Here is a 14,592-nt window from a genome sequence, read left to right as displayed (position 1 = left end):
CGCGGCCGCGAGCCGGTTCTCTGCCCGGCCACCCCTAGCCTACCATCGAATTCGAATCGTGCATCCCAATCGGGCGCGATCGATCTCCGGGGGCAGCATGGCTGAGGCGATGCGGGACCGCGGCTGGATCGACGCCGTCCTCGACCGGATCGAGCCGCCGCCCGTCTCCGCCTGGGCCTATGCCCTGCGGATCTGGCTCGCCATGATGCTGGCGCTGTATGCAGGGTTCTGGCTCCAGCTCGAAAGCGCCTCCTCGGCCGCCGTCACGGTGGCGATCCTGGCCCAGCCCCGGCGCGGGCAGGCCCTGTCGAAGGCGGCCTACCGCTTCCTCGGCACGGTGATCGGCTTCGCGGTGGCGATCCTGTTCACGGCTCTCTTCGGACAGGACCGGGTCGAGTTGCTGGTCGCCTTCGCGACCTGGATGGGATGTTGCGTCTTCGTCGCCAACTACCTCCAGGGCACCAAGGCCTACGGCGCCATGCTGTCGGGCTACACGGTGGCGATCATCGCCATCAACAACATCGACGCGCCGCAATCGGTGTTCGAATCGGGCATTGCCCGCGTCGCCGCGATCATGCTCGGCATCGTATCGATCACCTTCATCAACGACGCGCTCGGCGCGCCCTATGTGTTCCCCGATCTCAGCGCCGGCATGGGAAAGGCCCGCGACACGGTGCGCGACTTCGTCCGCCGGGCGATCCGGGACGGCGATCCGGGCCCGGAGGACGCCGCCGACGCGATGCGCCTGGTGGCCGCCCCCCGCGATGCGATCGGCGTCGTCGCGACCGAGTTCCACGACGGCGAGAACCGGGCGGCCGGCGCTCGCAGCGCGGTGGCGGCCCTGTTCGCCTCGGTGGCGGCGGCCCGCTCCTTCGCGCTGGCGGTCTCGCGCTCCGACGACCCGCAAGATTTGCGCGCCCGCGTGCTGGCCGGCCTCGACGGCGACCGCGAGGCCCTGCCCGACCTGGTGGCCCGCCTCGATGCGCTCGCGGCAAGCGGCGGGGCCGATCCCGATGCGGTGCTGCGGCACCGGCGTGCCATCGACATCCTGCGTCAGGATCGCCTCGCCGAGGACGGGATCGCGGCTTTGGAGACCGGCTGCGAACCTCTGCGCGACATGCGCCTGCCGGTGCACCGCGATTTTCCGGATGCCCTGCGCAACGCCGCCCGGGTCGTCATCACGGTGGCGATCAGCGCCGCGCTCTTCGTGCTGAGCGGCTGGCCGGCGACCTCCGCGGCCCTGCTCCAGGTCTCGGCCTTCGCGGCGCTCGCTTCCATCAACCCCAACCCCGTCGCCTTCGCGACGGGCGCGCTCTGGGGCATGCCGCTGGCCGCAATCTGCGCCGGATTGGTCGAGTTCATCCTGCTCGACGGAGGCCAGGGCTTCCCGCTGCTCGCCATCGCGATGGCGCCGGTGATCGTCACCGCCTGCCTGCTTAGCCTGCGGCCGGCGACCGCGAGCCTCGGCTTCATCCTGCTGGTGTTCTTCCCCGTCGTGCTGTCGCCGGCCAACCCCCAGCCCTACAACCCGGAATCCTACATCAACGCGAGCGTGCTGTTCTGCGTCTCCGGGCTGATCCTGTTCCTGGTGATCCGGATCGTGTTGCCGACCACCAACGCCCAGCGCCGACGCTGGTCGCTCCGGGCCGCCCGGGCCGACGTGATCGAGGCGCTGTCGGGCGAGCCGCAGGAGGCCGACGAGCGGGTCAATCTTGACGCCGACCGGGTGGTGCAGTTCGCCGGCTGGGCCGGTACCGCGGGCGCGGTGCGCCGGGCCACCCTGCAGCACGCCTTCGCGCTCGCCGCCCTCGACACCGCCGCCGCGGGCGCGCAAAGCGGGCTGAACCGGCTCGCCGGGATACCGGCCTATGACGGCGGGGTGCGGGAAGCGAGGAGCGCGCTGCGGCGGGCCGAAGCCGGGCCCTTGCGAGAGGCGGGCGCCGCCCTCCTCGCTGCGGCCCGCGAGGCCCCGGCGGAATCGCGCCGCATCGCAACGCGGATCGTGGCCGACCTCGCTACCGCGTCCTATGTCGTCGAGGGGCAGGGCCGGGTGCTGCGGCGCCTCAAGCTGTGGGGGACCCGCTAGGCCATGTTCCACGAGCTGACGATCGGCGGGGTCCTGGTCTCCCCCTTCGTCGTCTACGCGGCCCTCGCGCTGGCGATCCTGCTGGCCGTGCGGCCGCTCCTGCGCCTGATGCGGTTCGAGCGCGTCTTCGCGAACCCGCCGCTCGCCGAGGCGGGGATCTACCTGTGCATCCTGGCGCTGCTGATCGTGCTGGTCTGAGGAGAGTGGGGTGGCGGTGAAGCGGACGACCCGGGGCCGGCGGCTGATGCGGATCCTGGCGACCCTCGTGGTGCTGGCGCTCGCCGCATTCGCCGCGCTCATCGTCTGGCAATATTACGTCACCGCGCCATGGACGCGGGACGGGCGGGTGCGGGTGCAGGTGGCGCGCATCGCCCCCCAGGTCTCGGGCCAGATCACCGAATTGCGGGTGATCGACAACCAGCTCGTCCGCAAGGGCGACGTGCTCTACGTGATCGATCCGTTCGACTTCAAGGTCGCGCTCGATTCGGCGAAAGCCGAGGTCGAGAACCGCGCCGCCGACCTCCAGGTCAAGCGGGCGCAGGCCGCGCGGCGCGAGGCGCTGACCACGGTCTCGACCTCGATCGAGGAGAAGCAGCAATTCGCCGGCACCGCCAAGCAGGCGGAGGCCGCCTTCGCCTCGGCCCAGGCCCAGGTCGCCCAGGCTGAGATCAACCTGAAGCGCACGGAGGTACGGAGCCCGGTCAACGGCTACGTCACCAACCTGCTCCTGCGGGTCGGCGACTACGCCGCGTCCGGCACCTCCAACATCTCGGTCATCGACGCCGATTCGTACTGGATCGACGGCTACTTCGAAGAGACCAAGATGGATCATATCCGGGTCGGCGACCCGGCGACCGCCGCCCTGATGGGTTATGCCGCGCCGATCCGCGGCCGGGTCGACAGCATCACCCGGGGCATCAGCACGCCGAACGCCGCGGCGAGCACGCAGGGGCTCCCCAGCGTCGATCCGGTCTATACCTGGGTCCGCCTCGCCCAGCGCGTGCCCGTGCGCATCCGCATCGACGCGGTGCCGCCCGGCATCGCCCTCGTCGCCGGGATGACCGCCACGGTCTCGGTCGGCGCCTATGCCGAGCCCGGCGACCGCCTGCGCGACGTGTTCAGCGCCTTCGTCGACCGCCTCGGCCCTCGGCGGCCGGACGGCGCCGCCGTGTCGCCGGCGGGAATCACCACCACCGTCAAGGGTCCGCACGAGGTCTCGACCCTGCCGGCGCCCGACCCGAAGGCGGGCCCGAGCGCCGACGAGATCGCCCCGGGCATCGCACCCGGCATCAACGCGGCACCGGAGAGTGCCAAGGACGGTCAGGGCAGGGACGGTCAGGGCAAGGAGCAGCGCGGCTCCCACCGCAATCCGGGCACCGGCCGCACCGCACGGGATTGACACGCTCCCGCTTCGCACGGCACAGGAGAGGGGCTTCACCGCGCGCGGGCGTGGCGGAATTGGTAGACGCAGCGGACTCAAAATCCGCCGTCCTCACGGATATGTCGGTTCGAGTCCGACCGCCCGCACCACCCTGTTGCTCGGCTCCTCTACCGGCGCGGCCAGCGCCCGCTCCAGCACCGGCATCACCCGCGCATCCCCCATCTGCGCCACGTTGAAGCGCATGCGCGATCCCGCCGTGCGCGAGACGCTGAACACGTCGCCCGGCGCCAGCACCACGCCCTCGCGGAGCGCGGCCCGGGCCACATCGGCGGCGTCGCGCCCCTCCGGCAGGCTGCACCAGAGATAGAACCCGCCCCGCGGCATCAGCCAGGGCCGGATGCCGAGCGGAGCCAGCCGGTCGGCGGCCTCGCGCCGGGCCCGGTCGAGGCGGCGGCGCAAGGAGTCGAGGTGCTTGCGGTACTGCCCGTCGCCGAGCACGCCCGCCACCAGCTCCGCCGCGACCGGGCTGACCCCGCCGAAGCTCGTCGCGACCTGGAGGTCGATCAACGCCTCGATCCACTCCGCCTTCGCCACGACGTAGCCGCAGCGGATCGAGGCCGAGAGGGTCTTGGAGAAGCTGCCGATCCGGATCACCCGCGAGAGCCCGTCGAGGGCGGCCAGCCGCGGCGACGGCTCGGGCTCGAAGGGCGCGAAGATGTCGTCCTCCACGATCGTGATGTCGTGGGCGGCGGCGGCATTCAGGAGCCGGTGGGCAATTGCGGGCGAGAGCGTCGCGCCGGTCGGGTTGTGGAGCGCCGCATTGGTGACGTAGAGCCGCGGCCGGTGCGCGGCGGCGGCCTGCGCGAAACGCTCCGGATCCGGTCCCGCCTCGATCATGGGGACGCCGACCACATCGGCCCGGTGGGCGCGCAGCAGCGCCTGGAAGTTGAAGTAGCAGGGATCGTCGACCAGCACCGTGTCACCGGGGCGCACCAGCAGGCGGCAGATCAGGTCGATCGCCTGCGTGCCCGAGCCGGTGAGCAGGACCTGGTCGGGACCGATCGCCAGTCCCTCCCCGGCGCATTGCCGCGCCAACAGGCGGCGCAACGGGAGCGGTCCCCGCGTGGCGCCGTAATCGGTGAGCACCGCATCCTCGGCCCGCGCGAGGCCGCGGGCGGCGCGACGGAGCGCCGCCACCGGCATCCAGGCCGGCGGCAGCCAGCCGCAGCCGGGCTTCGGGATTTCCGGCTCGGCGTCGAGGGATTGTCGCGAGACCCAGAGCGGGTCCACCGCCCGGTCGAGGCGCGGGCCGGTCTCGGCGAACGCCGGCAGCGGGCCCGGCGCCGCGGCGTAGAAACCGGAGCCGGGCCGCGAGCGCACCGCCCCCTCCGCGGCCAGGCGCTCATAGGCCTCGACCACCGTCGAGGGCGAGACCCCCATGGCGGCGGCGAGCCCGCGGATCGACGGCAGCCGCTCGCCCGGCGCCAGCCCCCGCGCGGCGATCCGCCCCCGGATCGCCGCCATCACCGCCGCCGTGCGGCCGCCTTCCGCCATCGCCTCATCCCCGACAGTGTGGGTGGGGTCACCCGTACAGTTCGACAATGCCGTATGGGACCGTGCCTTCGGGGGATAGCCCGTGCCGCGGTATCTCTCCCGCCGGATGCACGGAGCGTCCCGCTGCGAAAAGAGACGTGAGCGATGCGACGGTCGGCGGACGGATGGGGCAGCGGTCTCCTCGGGGTGGTCATCTTCAGCGGCTCGCTGCCGGCGACGCGGGTGGCGGTGGGGGGCTTCTCGCCGCTCTTCCTCACCTCGGCCCGGGCGGTGATCGCAGCCGCCCTCGCGGCGGCTCTCCTATGGGGATTGCGGCAGGCGCGACCGGCGCGGTCGGACCTGATGTCGCTCGCCATCGTGGCGTTCGGCGTGGTGCTGGGCTTCCCGCTCCTGACCGCGCTCGCGCTCCAGCACGTCACCTCGGCCCATTCGATCGTGTTCATCGGCCTCTTGCCGCTCGCCACCGCCCTGTTCGGGGTGCTGCGCGGGGGTGAGCGGCCACGGCCGGCATTCTGGCTGTTCTCGCTGATCGGCAGTGCGGCGGTGGCGGGCTTCGCCCTCGTCCAGGGTGGGGCGGGGTCGTTCGCCGGCGACCTCCTGATGCTCGCCGCCATCCTGCTCTGCGGACTCGGCTACGCGGAAGGAGCGGCCCTGTCGCGCCGGTTGGGCGGCTGGCAGGTGATCTCCTGGGCCCTGGTTCTGGCCCTGCCGGCGATGCTGGTCCTCGCGCTCGCGACCCGGCCGGCGGGCGTGGCGCAGGTCGGCGGGCCGGCCTGGCTCGGCCTCGCCTATGTCTCGGTGTTCAGCATGCTGGTCGGCTTCGTGTTCTGGTATCGCGGCCTGGCCCGGGGCGGCATCGCCGGGGTGGGCCAGCTGCAACTGCTCCAGCCCTTCCTCGGCCTGGCGCTCGCCGGCCTGCTGCTCGGCGAGCCGGTCGCCCCGTCGATGATCGCCGTGACGGGGCTGGTCGTCCTGTGCGTGGCGGGGGCCAAAAGGTTCGCGTGAGCGAACCGTCCCACCAAGAATGTGGTTCGCATAAGCGGACCGTCGCAACAAGCATGTGGTTCGCGTGAGCGGACCGCCCCATCCTGGGCCAGACGCTAACGGCCGAGGTTGACGCGGTGTTTACGGCATCGTGCGCATTCTCCGCACCATGCGTAATGGCATCGTAGCGTTCTCAGCCTTCACGCTTTTCGGCCTGGGGCTTACCGGATGCGCGCTCAATCGGTTTGAGCAGCGCGAACCCTGGCGGAATCAGGCCGAAGAGGTCTGCCTCGCCCAGAAACTCGTTCGTCCGAGCGAGGATATCCAGCCCGTCAAGGAGATCGACGGGCCGGGCGTGTGCGGGATGGTGCATCCGTTCCGGGTCACGCGGCTCGCCGGCGGCACCGTGGCGCTCAAGCAGCGCATGACGCTCGCCTGCCCGATCATCCCGGAGGTCGAGGCCTGGCTCGCCGGAACGGTGCAGCCGGCCGCCGAGATCTATTTCGGCCAGCCGGTGGTCGAGATCAATTCCGGCTCGTATTCCTGCCGCGGCCGCAACAACCAGGTCGGCGCCAAGCTGTCGGAGCACTCGTTCGGCAACGCCGTCGACGTGATGTCCTTCCGCTTCGCCGACGGCTACGTGGTGACGGTGAAGGGCGGCTGGCGCGGCACGGAAGCCGAGCAGGGCTTCCTGCGCGAGGTGTTCCTGGGGGCGTGCAACCACTTCACGACCGTGCTGGCGCCGGGGTCGAACGTCTACCACTACGACCACATCCATCTCGATCTGGCGCGGCACGACCCCCGGGGCTTGCGCCGGATCTGCAAGCCGCTGATCAAGTACGAATCGCGGCTGCCGCCGCCCGGCACGCCGCTCTCCCCGATCCGCAAGAAGCCGCCGGCCTGGCAGCCTGCCCCCGATCCGGCGCCGATCGACGTCGAGCAGGACGATCCCTACGGCCTGTCGCCGACGAGCGCCCGGGAGACCGGGACCAGGGTCGCGAGATCGCCCTCCCCTTCGCCGAACCTTGCGCCGAACCTCGCGCCGGTCCACGCCTACGCCCCGCCGCCTTCGCGGCCGGCCCTCGCCGCCGAGCCGCGAGCCCTGCCGGAGCCGCTGCCGCTCTCGAGCCCGACCTGGTCGTCGGGGCCGATCTACTGACGACGCCTCACGCCGACGCGCCGCCGAGATCCGCCACCACGGCACGGCGCGCCGCGGCATCCTCGGCCAGGCGGTGGACGTGCATCTCGGTCGCGCCGCGAGCCCGGGCGCGGGTGAGCCAGCCGCGGGCGAGGCGCTCGCGCGGGGTCTCGCCGGCCGCGGCCACCGCCACCAGTTCCGCGGTACCGTCGCCGCCCCGGCGCACCGCGATCACCACCGCATCGCCGACCGCCGCCGGATCGTCGTCGAGGGCATGGATCCCCACCACGTAGCGGCGGCCGGAACGGCCGCGCCAGGCGCTCAGCGGCAGGGCCGGGGTGCCGCGCAGACCCGTGGTCGTTCTCAGGCGCTCCTCACGCACGTCCATTCTCCTCGCGCGGTCGTTCTGGATGTCCCGCATCGCCACCGACCAGGACAGGGCTCGCTTGTTCGCCATTTGTTCCAGCCTAGTTCCGATTCCAGACGTCCGTCAAGCGCGAACGATCGCAGTGCACGAGATCTGGCGAGGGCTGAGCGGGGTTCAAGGGCCGGGTCCGTCCCGCGGCAGGAGAACGGGGTGCGGCGGCCGAGAACCCGGCCGCCGCACGCTCATTCACCAGCGGTGGTGCCAGCCGTGATGGCCCCAGCCGCCACCCCAACCGGCACGGTGCCAGCCGCCGCCATAGCCCCAGGGACGGTGCCAGCCGGCCCGGTGCCAGCCGCCATAGCCCCAAGGCCGGTAGCCCCAAGGCCGATGCCAGCCGGCACGGCGCCAGCCGTAGCCCCAGCGCGGGCCGACGACGACCGTCCGGTAGCCGACGACCGGGGCGTAATAGACCCGGGGGCCCCAGACGTTCGGGCGGCACCAGCCGCGCCAGTTCCGATGGAATCCGGGACCGCAGCCGTCCCGCGCTTCCGCGGTCGTCGCCGTGCCCGCCAGGGCGCCGAGAGACAGGATCGCGGCGCCTGCAGCCATTGTCCAACGCATCATGGCCTCCTGTTCGTGAGGCCCATGAAATGCACGAGATGGGGAAATCGTTTCGAGGTTACGAAGAGTTCATGTTCGGTGCGCACAGCCCGTCTACGGCTGTGCTTGCGCTTCGTTCGATACCGCACGGAGGCTGGAGAGACCGGCCCGTATGGTCGCCGGCTTCACCCTCGGAAGACCGGCCTCATCCGAGCAACGACGCCGTGTCCCCTAGCGCCGGACCGCGTCGCGCGCCGCACCGGCCCCCTCCGCCTCACGCACCAGGGCGTCCGAGGCGGTCTCGATCCGCTCCTGCAACTCGGCATGGAACGCGTCCCGCGGCAGGCCCGGCGGGATCACGGGAAGGAACTCGATCACCGCCGTGCCGGGCCGGTAGGTCAGGCGGCGCCGGCCCCAGAACACCCCGGTATTGAGGGCCACCGGCAGGCACGGCACGCCGAGACGGTCGTACATGTGCACGACCCCGTACTTGTAGGCCGGGGGGGCGCCGACCGCCCGGCGCGTGCCTTCGGGGAAGATGATCAGGCGGCGGCCGTCGGCCATGGCGGCGGCGGCCTCCTCGTTCATCAGCGCCAGCGCCCGCGAGCCCTTCGAGCGGTCGATCGCCACCATCTCGCTGCGGGCGAGGTACCAGCCGAAGAGCGGCAGCCACATCAGCTCGCGCTTGAGGATGTAGGTGAAGTCGTCGAGCACCGTGACGAGGGCCAGGGTCTCGAGGGCGGACTGGTGCTTGGCGGCGACCAGCACCCCGCCGGCCGGCCGATGCTCCAGCCCGCGGAACTCGACCCGCAGGCCGACGATGGCCTCGAGCAGCGCGAGGGTCACGCGGCCCCAGGTCTGGGCGAGCCACACCACGCTGCGCCGGCTTGCCAGGGTCGGCAGGCCGCCGATCAGGAAGGCCGTGGTGACGAGATAGAAGGCGACGGTGAACAGGATCGAGCGGACGAGCGGCATGACGGGGGAAAAGCGAACCTTCCGGGCCGGCGCCGATCCCGCGAGAAGATCGCGCGCCGCCCGCGTGACGGGGAGGTGCCCTCCTTAGAGCATTTCGGCGCCCGCGTAACGGCGATTGCCAGCGGCGCGCACCGGGTCAACGGTGCGGCCGGACAAACGGCGCGGCGGGGTCCGCGCGGCGGATGTCGGAGCGCAAAAAACGTGCTTTAAGCCACGACGGACCCGCGCGAGAGATGCGGGAAAACTGCCGGCCCGGACGACCGGGCCTTCCACGGAGGAAGCCATGACCACGCTCACGCGCCGCCGCGCGCTCCATCTCGCCGTCGCCGGCGCCGTCGCGGGCCCGGCGGTGCTGCGCATCACCCGGGCGCACGCGGCCGAGTTCAGCCTGAAGGCCGCCAACAACACCCCGATCAGCCACCCCCTCACGGTCTACATGACCAAGGCCGCGGACGGGATCCGCGAGGAGACCGGCGGCAAGGTCGACATCAAGCTGTTTCCCAACAACCAGCTCGGCGGCGACACCGACATGCTGAGCCAGCTGCGCTCCGGCGCGCTGGAATTCTTCACCCTCTCGCCCCTGATCCTCGCCACCCTGGTTCCGGCGGCCTCGATCAGCGGCGTCGGCTTCGCCTGGAATTCCTACGACAAGCTGTGGCCGGCGATGGACGGCGATCTCGGCGCCCATGTGCGGGCGCAGATCGAGAAGTCGGGCCTCTACGCCTTCGACCGCATCTGGGAGAACGGCTTCCGCCAGACCACCTCGTCGACCCGGCCGATCCTGAAGCCGGAGGACTTCAAGGGCTTCAAGATCCGGGTCCCGCCGAGCCCGATGTGGACATCGATGTTCAAGGCCTTCGACGCCGCCCCGATGACGATCAACTTCGCGGAGGTATATTCGGCGCTGCAGACCAAGATCGCCGAGGGCCAGGAGAACCCGCTGACGCTGATCGACACCGCCAAGCTCTACGAGGTGCAGAAGTACCTCTCGAAGACCAACCACATGTGGGACGGCTTCTGGCTCCTGTCGAACGGCAAGATCTGGCGCGGCCTGCCGCAGGACGTGAAGACCGTGATCGCCAAGCACTTCAACACGCAAGCCGTGGCGCAGCGTGCGGACATGGCCCAGCGCGCGGGCACGACCGAGCAGGACCTGAAGACCCGCGGCCTCGACATCCGCGACGTCGACACCAAGGCGTTCCAGGCCAAGCTGCAATCGGCCGGCTTCTACAAGGAATGGAAGGGCAAGTTCGGCGACGACGCCTGGGCGCTGCTCGAGAAGCATACCGGCCAGATCGCCTGATCCAAGGGCACGTTCGATATGAGCGGCGCCCGGCGACTCACGCCGCCGGGGCCGTGATGATGGCGCGGCCGAACAGGTAGCCCTGCCCTTCCGTAAACCCCTCCTCGTGCACCACGGCGAGCTGGGCCGGCGTCTCGATGCCCTCCGCCACCGTCTCGATCCCGAGGCGCCGGCCGAGCTCGGCCACGACGCCGACGATCGCCCGGCAATCCGGCCGCTCGACGGCGTCGCGCACGAACGAGGCGTCGAGCTTGATGCGATCGAACGGAAACGCGCGCAGGCGGCTGAGGGACGAGGAGCCGACGCCGAAATCGTCCAGCGAGATGCGCACGCCCATGGCGTGCAGGAGCTGCAGGTCGTCGACGATGCCTTCGGCGGTGTTGCTCAGCACCGTCTCGGTGATCTCGAGTTCGAGGCGCCGGGGAACCAGGCCGGTCCGCGCCAGGATTTCCTGCACCGCCCGCGGCAGGCTGCCGTCGCCGAGCTGGCGCACCGAGACGTTGACGCAGATCCGGGCCTGGTCGGGCCAGGCGGCAGCGTCGCGGCAGGCGCGGTCGAGCACCCACAGGCCGAGCGTCCGGATCAGGTCCGACTTCTCGGCGAGCGGGATGAACTTTCGCGGCGGGACCGGGCCGCGACCCGGATGGGTCCAGCGCAGCAACGCCTCCCGGGCGGTGACCGCGCCGTGCGCGAGGCCGATGAGCGGCTGATAGGCGACGCCGAGCTGGCCGGCCGCAATGGCATGCCGCAGGTCCTGCTCGAGACGCTCCTCGTCGCTGCGCTCGGTCTCCAGCTCCGGAGTGAAGGGGCGCCAGGCGGCCTTGCCGGCGCCCTTGGCGGCGTAGAGCGCACAATCGGCCTGATGCAGGATCGCATCGGGGGTGGTCGCGTCCTCCGCGAAGGCGATGCCGATGCTGGCCGTGACGTGGCGCGGCCGCTGGCCCTCGATCGCGTAGGGCCGGGCGAGCTCGATCAGGAGCCCCTCGGCGAGGGACACCGCAAGTTGGCCGGCCGCCCCCGGAAGCAGCAGGGCGAACTCGTCGCCGCCGAACCGGGCGGCGAGTCCGGCCTGCGGCATGGCCCGGCGCAGGCGCTCGGCCACCTGCTGGAGGAGCGCGTCGCCCGCCTGGTGCCCGAGATCATCGTTGACGGCCTTGAAGCCGTCGAGGTCGAGGAACAGCAGCGCGGTGCCGGCCGGCAGCGATTCGCCCTCGGCACTCTCGCGCAGGCACCGCCACAGCATCGCCCGGTTGGCCAGACCGGTGAGCGCGTCGTGGTGGGCGAGCCGGCTGATCTCCAGCTCGGCCTCGCGCTGGCGTGTGACGTCCTCGAAGGTGACGACGAATGCCCCGCCCGGGACGCCCCGGCGCACGACCGCGATCGCGCGGCCGTCCGGCGTCGGCACCACGACCGTCTCGCCGCGGGCGAGCGAGGCCTCGTGCCCGGCGAGCAGGGCGACGCCCGCGCCCTCCCCGGCATCCGGCCTCGCGAAGGCGAGGGCCCACAATGCCTCGATCGGCATCCCGACGAGGTCGCGCCCGCCTGCCACGGCGAACATCGTGAAGAAGCGCTGGTTGAGGAGCCGCACCTTGCCGTCGGCGTCGAACAGGCACAGGCCCTGCGACATGGTCGAGAGGGCGAGGTCGAGGATCAGGGCCACCGCCTCGAACTGGCCGCCCTCCTCCCCCTGCGGAGTCGCGTCGCGGATGACCTGGGCGAAGCCGACGAGGGTGTCGCCGTCGCGCACCGCCGCGATGACGGTGCGGGCGCGGAACCGGCTGCCGTCGCGCCGCGGCCACCATCCTTCCGTCTCGTAGCGTCCGGCCTCGAGCGCCGCCGTGCGGGCGGCGGCCGATTCCTCGGGCGTCTCGCCATACGCGAAGGCGCGGCCGATCACCTCGGCTCCGGGCAAGCCGGTCAGGCGCTCGGCGCCCGGATTCCAGGCCACGACCCGCCCGGCCGGATCGAGGAGGCAGAAGGCCAGGTCGGTCGCGGTCCAGACGAGGCGGCAACAGGCATCGTGAAGGGCGGAGCCCGCATCAGGTTCCTCCGCGCGGACCGCGATCGCTTCACTCCGCATCACCACAAAGCCCCATCGCGCCGCGGGCCGCTTCCGCGTGCGCGCCTCGTTCGAGGCGTACGCTATGCGATTTGTTGCCGGAGGTTGAGTCGCATTCTCGGCCTATGCCCCGGCGCGGGGTTCGGTGTGGCGTCAGCCCCTCTGATTCGGTTTCCGAACGAATCGTTCGGAAACCGATCTACTCCCACTCGATCGTGCCGGGAGGCTTGGAGGTGATGTCGTAGGTGACCCGGTTGATGCCCTTGACCTCGTTGATGATCCGGGTCGCGACCCGGCCCAGGAACGCCATGTCGAAGGGGTAGAAATCCGCGGTCATGCCGTCGACCGAGGTGACGGCGCGAAGCGCACAGACGTGGTCGTAGGTGCGCCCGTCGCCCATCACGCCGACGGTCTTGACCGGCAGGATCACCGCGAAGGCCTGCCAGATCGTGTCGTAGAGCCCGGCCTTGCGGATTTCTTCGAGATAGATCGCGTCGGCCTTGCGCAGGGCATCGAGCTTCTCGGCCGTGATCTCGCCGGGGCAGCGGATGGCGAGGCCCGGCCCCGGGAAGGGGTGGCGGCCGACGAAGGCCTCGGGCAGGCCGAGCTCGCGGCCGAGCACCCGGACCTCGTCCTTGAACAGCTCGCGCAGGGGCTCGACGAGCTTCATGTTCATGCGGGCGGGCAAGCCGCCGACATTGTGGTGGCTCTTGATCGTGACCGACGGACCGCCGGTGAAGGATACGCTCTCGATCACGTCGGGATAGAGGGTTCCTTGCGCCAGGAAGTCGGCCCCGCCGATCTTCTTCGCCTCGGCCTCGAACACGTCGATGAACAGGCGGCCGATCGTCTTGCGCTTGACCTCCGGGTCGGTGACCCCGGAAAGCTCGCCGAGGAACAGGTCGGAGGCTTCGACGTGGACCAGCGGGATGTTGTAGTGGTCGCGGAACAGCCGCACCACCTCCTCGGCCTCGCCCTGGCGCAGGAGGCCGTGATCGACGAAGACGCAGGTCAGCTGCTCGCCGATCGCCTCGTGGATCAGCACCGCGGCCACCGCCGAATCGACGCCGCCGGAGAGGCCGCACAGCACCTTCGCGCCGCCGACCTGGGCGCGGATCCGCTCGATCGCCTCCTCGCGGAAGGCGGCCATCGACCAGTCGCCGGTGCAGCCGGCGATGTCGCGCACGAAGTTGCGAATCAGCAGCGCGCCGTGGGGGGTGTGGGCCACCTCGGGGTGGAACTGCACCGCGTAGAATTTCCGATCCTCGTCCGCCACCGCCGCGAAGGGGGCGTTGGGCGAGATCGCCACGGTGGTGAAGCCGTCGGGCAGCTTCGTCACCCGGTCGCCGTGGCTCATCCAGACGGGATACTTCTCGCCGACATGCCAGACGCCGCGGAACAGCGCGCTGTCGGCGATGATCTCGACCTCGGCCCGGCCGAACTCGGCATGGTGGCCGCCCTCGACCTCGCCGCCGAGCTGCGCCGCCATGGTCTGCTCGCCGTAGCAGATGCCGAGCACCGGCACGCCGGCCTCGAACACCGCTTGCGGCGCCCGCGGCGAGGAATCGACCGTGACCGATTCCGGCCCGCCCGACAGGATCACCGCCCGCGGCTTCATCGCCGCGAAGGCCGCCTCGGCCGCCTGGAACGGGACAATCTCGGAATAGACGCCCTCCTCACGCACCCTCCGGGCGATGAGCTGGGTCACCTGGCTGCCGAAATCGATGATGAGGATCTTGTCGTGCTCGGTCGTCATGGAACGATGAGTTAGACGAGGCTCAAGCTCCGCGCAACGCGCCGCAGCCGCAAGGCCATGGTGCGTCCACGGCATTAACCGGATGTTCAGGCGCTAACGGCGAGTGAGGCGCCCCCAACCCACCAGACAGGGAACCTCGCCATGCGAGCCATCGTCCTCGGGATCGCCGCCACCCTCGCCACGGGCCTCAGCCTCGCGCCGGCCTCGGCCATGCCGGTCGCCCCCGGCCACGGCGTCGCGCCCGTCGCCTCGATCGAGCAGGCGCAGTACGTCACCCGCCGGGTGGTCCGCCGCGGCCCGCGCTGCACGGTCCAGGTGACCCGCACCCGCGGGCCCTTCGGCCGGGTGGTGGTGCGCAAGGTGCGCCGCTGCTACTGAGCCACGCCTGA

Annotated in this window: 12 protein-coding genes, 1 tRNA gene and 1 pseudogene; 8 read left to right on the top strand and 6 right to left on the bottom strand. The window is 71.2% G+C overall.

All coding sequences use genetic code 11. The features are described from left to right. Nucleotides 1-97 precede the first annotated feature (97 nt). From HBB12_RS18860 to HBB12_RS18845, 4 genes and pseudogenes are all read left to right on the top strand, one after another. Nucleotides 98-2,086, top strand: a complete 1,989-nt coding sequence (locus HBB12_RS18860; protein ID WP_236990748.1) for an FUSC family protein — start codon at nt 98-100, stop codon at nt 2,084-2,086. 3 nt (nt 2,087-2,089) lie between these two features. Beyond that, nucleotides 2,090-2,284, top strand: coding sequence for a DUF1656 domain-containing protein (locus HBB12_RS18855; protein ID WP_236990747.1), 195 nt, complete (start codon nt 2,090-2,092; stop codon nt 2,282-2,284). Between the two features lie 46 nt (nt 2,285-2,330). Next, nucleotides 2,331-3,167: pseudogene (locus HBB12_RS18850) on the top strand (HlyD family secretion protein); the annotation flags it as partial. A 362-nt stretch (nt 3,168-3,529) separates the two neighbouring features. Continuing rightward, nucleotides 3,530-3,616 (top strand) — tRNA-Leu (locus HBB12_RS18845). On the opposite strand, the gene HBB12_RS18840 is transcribed toward HBB12_RS18845, so the two are convergent. Next, nucleotides 3,579-5,021 carry an aminotransferase-like domain-containing protein gene (locus tag HBB12_RS18840; protein ID WP_236990746.1) on the bottom strand — a complete coding sequence of 481 codons (1,443 nt, stop codon included), beginning with the start codon at nt 5,019-5,021 and terminating at the stop codon, nt 3,579-3,581. The two genes, HBB12_RS18845 and HBB12_RS18840, sit on opposite strands and share 38 nt — an antisense overlap. A 144-nt stretch (nt 5,022-5,165) precedes the next feature. Between HBB12_RS18840 and HBB12_RS18835 the strand changes: the two genes are divergently transcribed. Both HBB12_RS18835 and HBB12_RS18830 read left to right on the top strand, forming a co-directional pair. Then, a complete protein-coding gene (locus HBB12_RS18835) occupies nt 5,166-6,026 on the top strand; it encodes a DMT family transporter (protein WP_236990745.1) in 861 nt (286 codons plus the stop codon). 148 nt (nt 6,027-6,174) lie between these two features. Beyond that, nucleotides 6,175-7,164, top strand: coding sequence for an extensin-like domain-containing protein (locus HBB12_RS18830; protein ID WP_236990744.1), 990 nt, complete (start codon nt 6,175-6,177; stop codon nt 7,162-7,164). Between the two features lie 7 nt (nt 7,165-7,171). On the opposite strand, the gene HBB12_RS18825 is transcribed toward HBB12_RS18830, so the two are convergent. From HBB12_RS18825 to HBB12_RS18815, 3 genes are all read right to left on the bottom strand, one after another. Continuing rightward, entirely contained in the window at nt 7,172-7,600 is a 429-nt protein-coding gene (locus HBB12_RS18825) for a hypothetical protein (protein ID WP_236990743.1), read from the bottom strand. A gap of 156 nt (nt 7,601-7,756) precedes the next feature. Beyond that, nucleotides 7,757-8,131, bottom strand: coding sequence for a GCG_CRPN prefix-to-repeats domain-containing protein (locus HBB12_RS18820; RefSeq protein ID WP_236990742.1), 375 nt, complete (start codon nt 8,129-8,131; stop codon nt 7,757-7,759). Between the two features lie 210 nt (nt 8,132-8,341). Next, complete coding sequence (locus HBB12_RS18815; RefSeq protein ID WP_236990741.1) at nt 8,342-9,085, bottom strand: lysophospholipid acyltransferase family protein; 744 nt, start codon at nt 9,083-9,085, stop codon at nt 8,342-8,344. A 283-nt stretch (nt 9,086-9,368) separates the two neighbouring features. On the opposite strand from HBB12_RS18815, the gene HBB12_RS18810 reads away from it, so the two are divergent. Next, entirely contained in the window at nt 9,369-10,388 is a 1,020-nt protein-coding gene (locus HBB12_RS18810) for a TRAP transporter substrate-binding protein (RefSeq protein WP_236990740.1), read from the top strand. A gap of 37 nt (nt 10,389-10,425) precedes the next feature. Here HBB12_RS18810 and HBB12_RS18805 read toward each other — a convergent pair whose 3' ends face one another. Together HBB12_RS18805 and guaA are read right to left on the bottom strand one after the other, a co-directional pair. Next, nucleotides 10,426-12,468 (bottom strand): putative bifunctional diguanylate cyclase/phosphodiesterase, encoded by a 2,043-nt coding sequence (locus HBB12_RS18805; protein ID WP_236990739.1) that lies wholly within the window; start codon nt 12,466-12,468, stop codon nt 10,426-10,428. Nucleotides 12,469-12,646: 178 nt separating this feature from the next. Continuing rightward, nucleotides 12,647-14,203, bottom strand: coding sequence for a glutamine-hydrolyzing GMP synthase (gene guaA / locus HBB12_RS18800; protein WP_236990738.1), 1,557 nt, complete (start codon nt 14,201-14,203; stop codon nt 12,647-12,649). A 141-nt stretch (nt 14,204-14,344) separates the two neighbouring features. Here guaA and HBB12_RS18795 point away from each other — a divergent pair, with 141 nt between their 5' ends. Beyond that, complete coding sequence (locus HBB12_RS18795) at nt 14,345-14,581, top strand: hypothetical protein (RefSeq protein WP_236990737.1); 237 nt, start codon at nt 14,345-14,347, stop codon at nt 14,579-14,581. The last annotated feature ends 11 nt before the right edge of the window (nt 14,582-14,592 follow it).

Origin of the sequence: Methylobacterium sp. SyP6R, from assembly GCF_019216885.1 — a bacterium.
Lineage (GTDB): Bacteria > Pseudomonadota > Alphaproteobacteria > Rhizobiales > Beijerinckiaceae > Methylobacterium.
This window is presented reverse-complemented; position numbering and strand designations above follow the sequence as displayed.

What these genes read in the sequence shown, in the direction of transcription:
- HBB12_RS18860 (WP_236990748.1), top strand. Translation starts at nt 98, where the DNA reads ATGGCTGAGGCGATGCGGGACCGCGGCTGGATCGACGCCGTCCTCGAC.
- HBB12_RS18855 (WP_236990747.1), top strand. Translation starts at nt 2,090, where the DNA reads ATGTTCCACGAGCTGACGATCGGCGGGGTCCTGGTCTCCCCCTTCGTC.
- HBB12_RS18840 (WP_236990746.1), bottom strand. Translation starts at nt 5,021, where the DNA reads ATGGCGGAAGGCGGCCGCACGGCGGCGGTGATGGCGGCGATCCGGGGG.
- HBB12_RS18835 (WP_236990745.1), top strand. Translation starts at nt 5,166, where the DNA reads ATGCGACGGTCGGCGGACGGATGGGGCAGCGGTCTCCTCGGGGTGGTC.
- HBB12_RS18830 (WP_236990744.1), top strand. Translation starts at nt 6,175, where the DNA reads ATGCGTAATGGCATCGTAGCGTTCTCAGCCTTCACGCTTTTCGGCCTG.
- HBB12_RS18825 (WP_236990743.1), bottom strand. Translation starts at nt 7,600, where the DNA reads ATGGCGAACAAGCGAGCCCTGTCCTGGTCGGTGGCGATGCGGGACATC.
- HBB12_RS18820 (WP_236990742.1), bottom strand. Translation starts at nt 8,131, where the DNA reads ATGCGTTGGACAATGGCTGCAGGCGCCGCGATCCTGTCTCTCGGCGCC.
- HBB12_RS18815 (WP_236990741.1), bottom strand. Translation starts at nt 9,085, where the DNA reads ATGCCGCTCGTCCGCTCGATCCTGTTCACCGTCGCCTTCTATCTCGTC.
- HBB12_RS18810 (WP_236990740.1), top strand. Translation starts at nt 9,369, where the DNA reads ATGACCACGCTCACGCGCCGCCGCGCGCTCCATCTCGCCGTCGCCGGC.
- HBB12_RS18805 (WP_236990739.1), bottom strand. Translation starts at nt 12,468, where the DNA reads ATGCGGAGTGAAGCGATCGCGGTCCGCGCGGAGGAACCTGATGCGGGC.
- guaA (WP_236990738.1), bottom strand. Translation starts at nt 14,203, where the DNA reads ATGACGACCGAGCACGACAAGATCCTCATCATCGATTTCGGCAGCCAG.
- HBB12_RS18795 (WP_236990737.1), top strand. Translation starts at nt 14,345, where the DNA reads ATGCGAGCCATCGTCCTCGGGATCGCCGCCACCCTCGCCACGGGCCTC.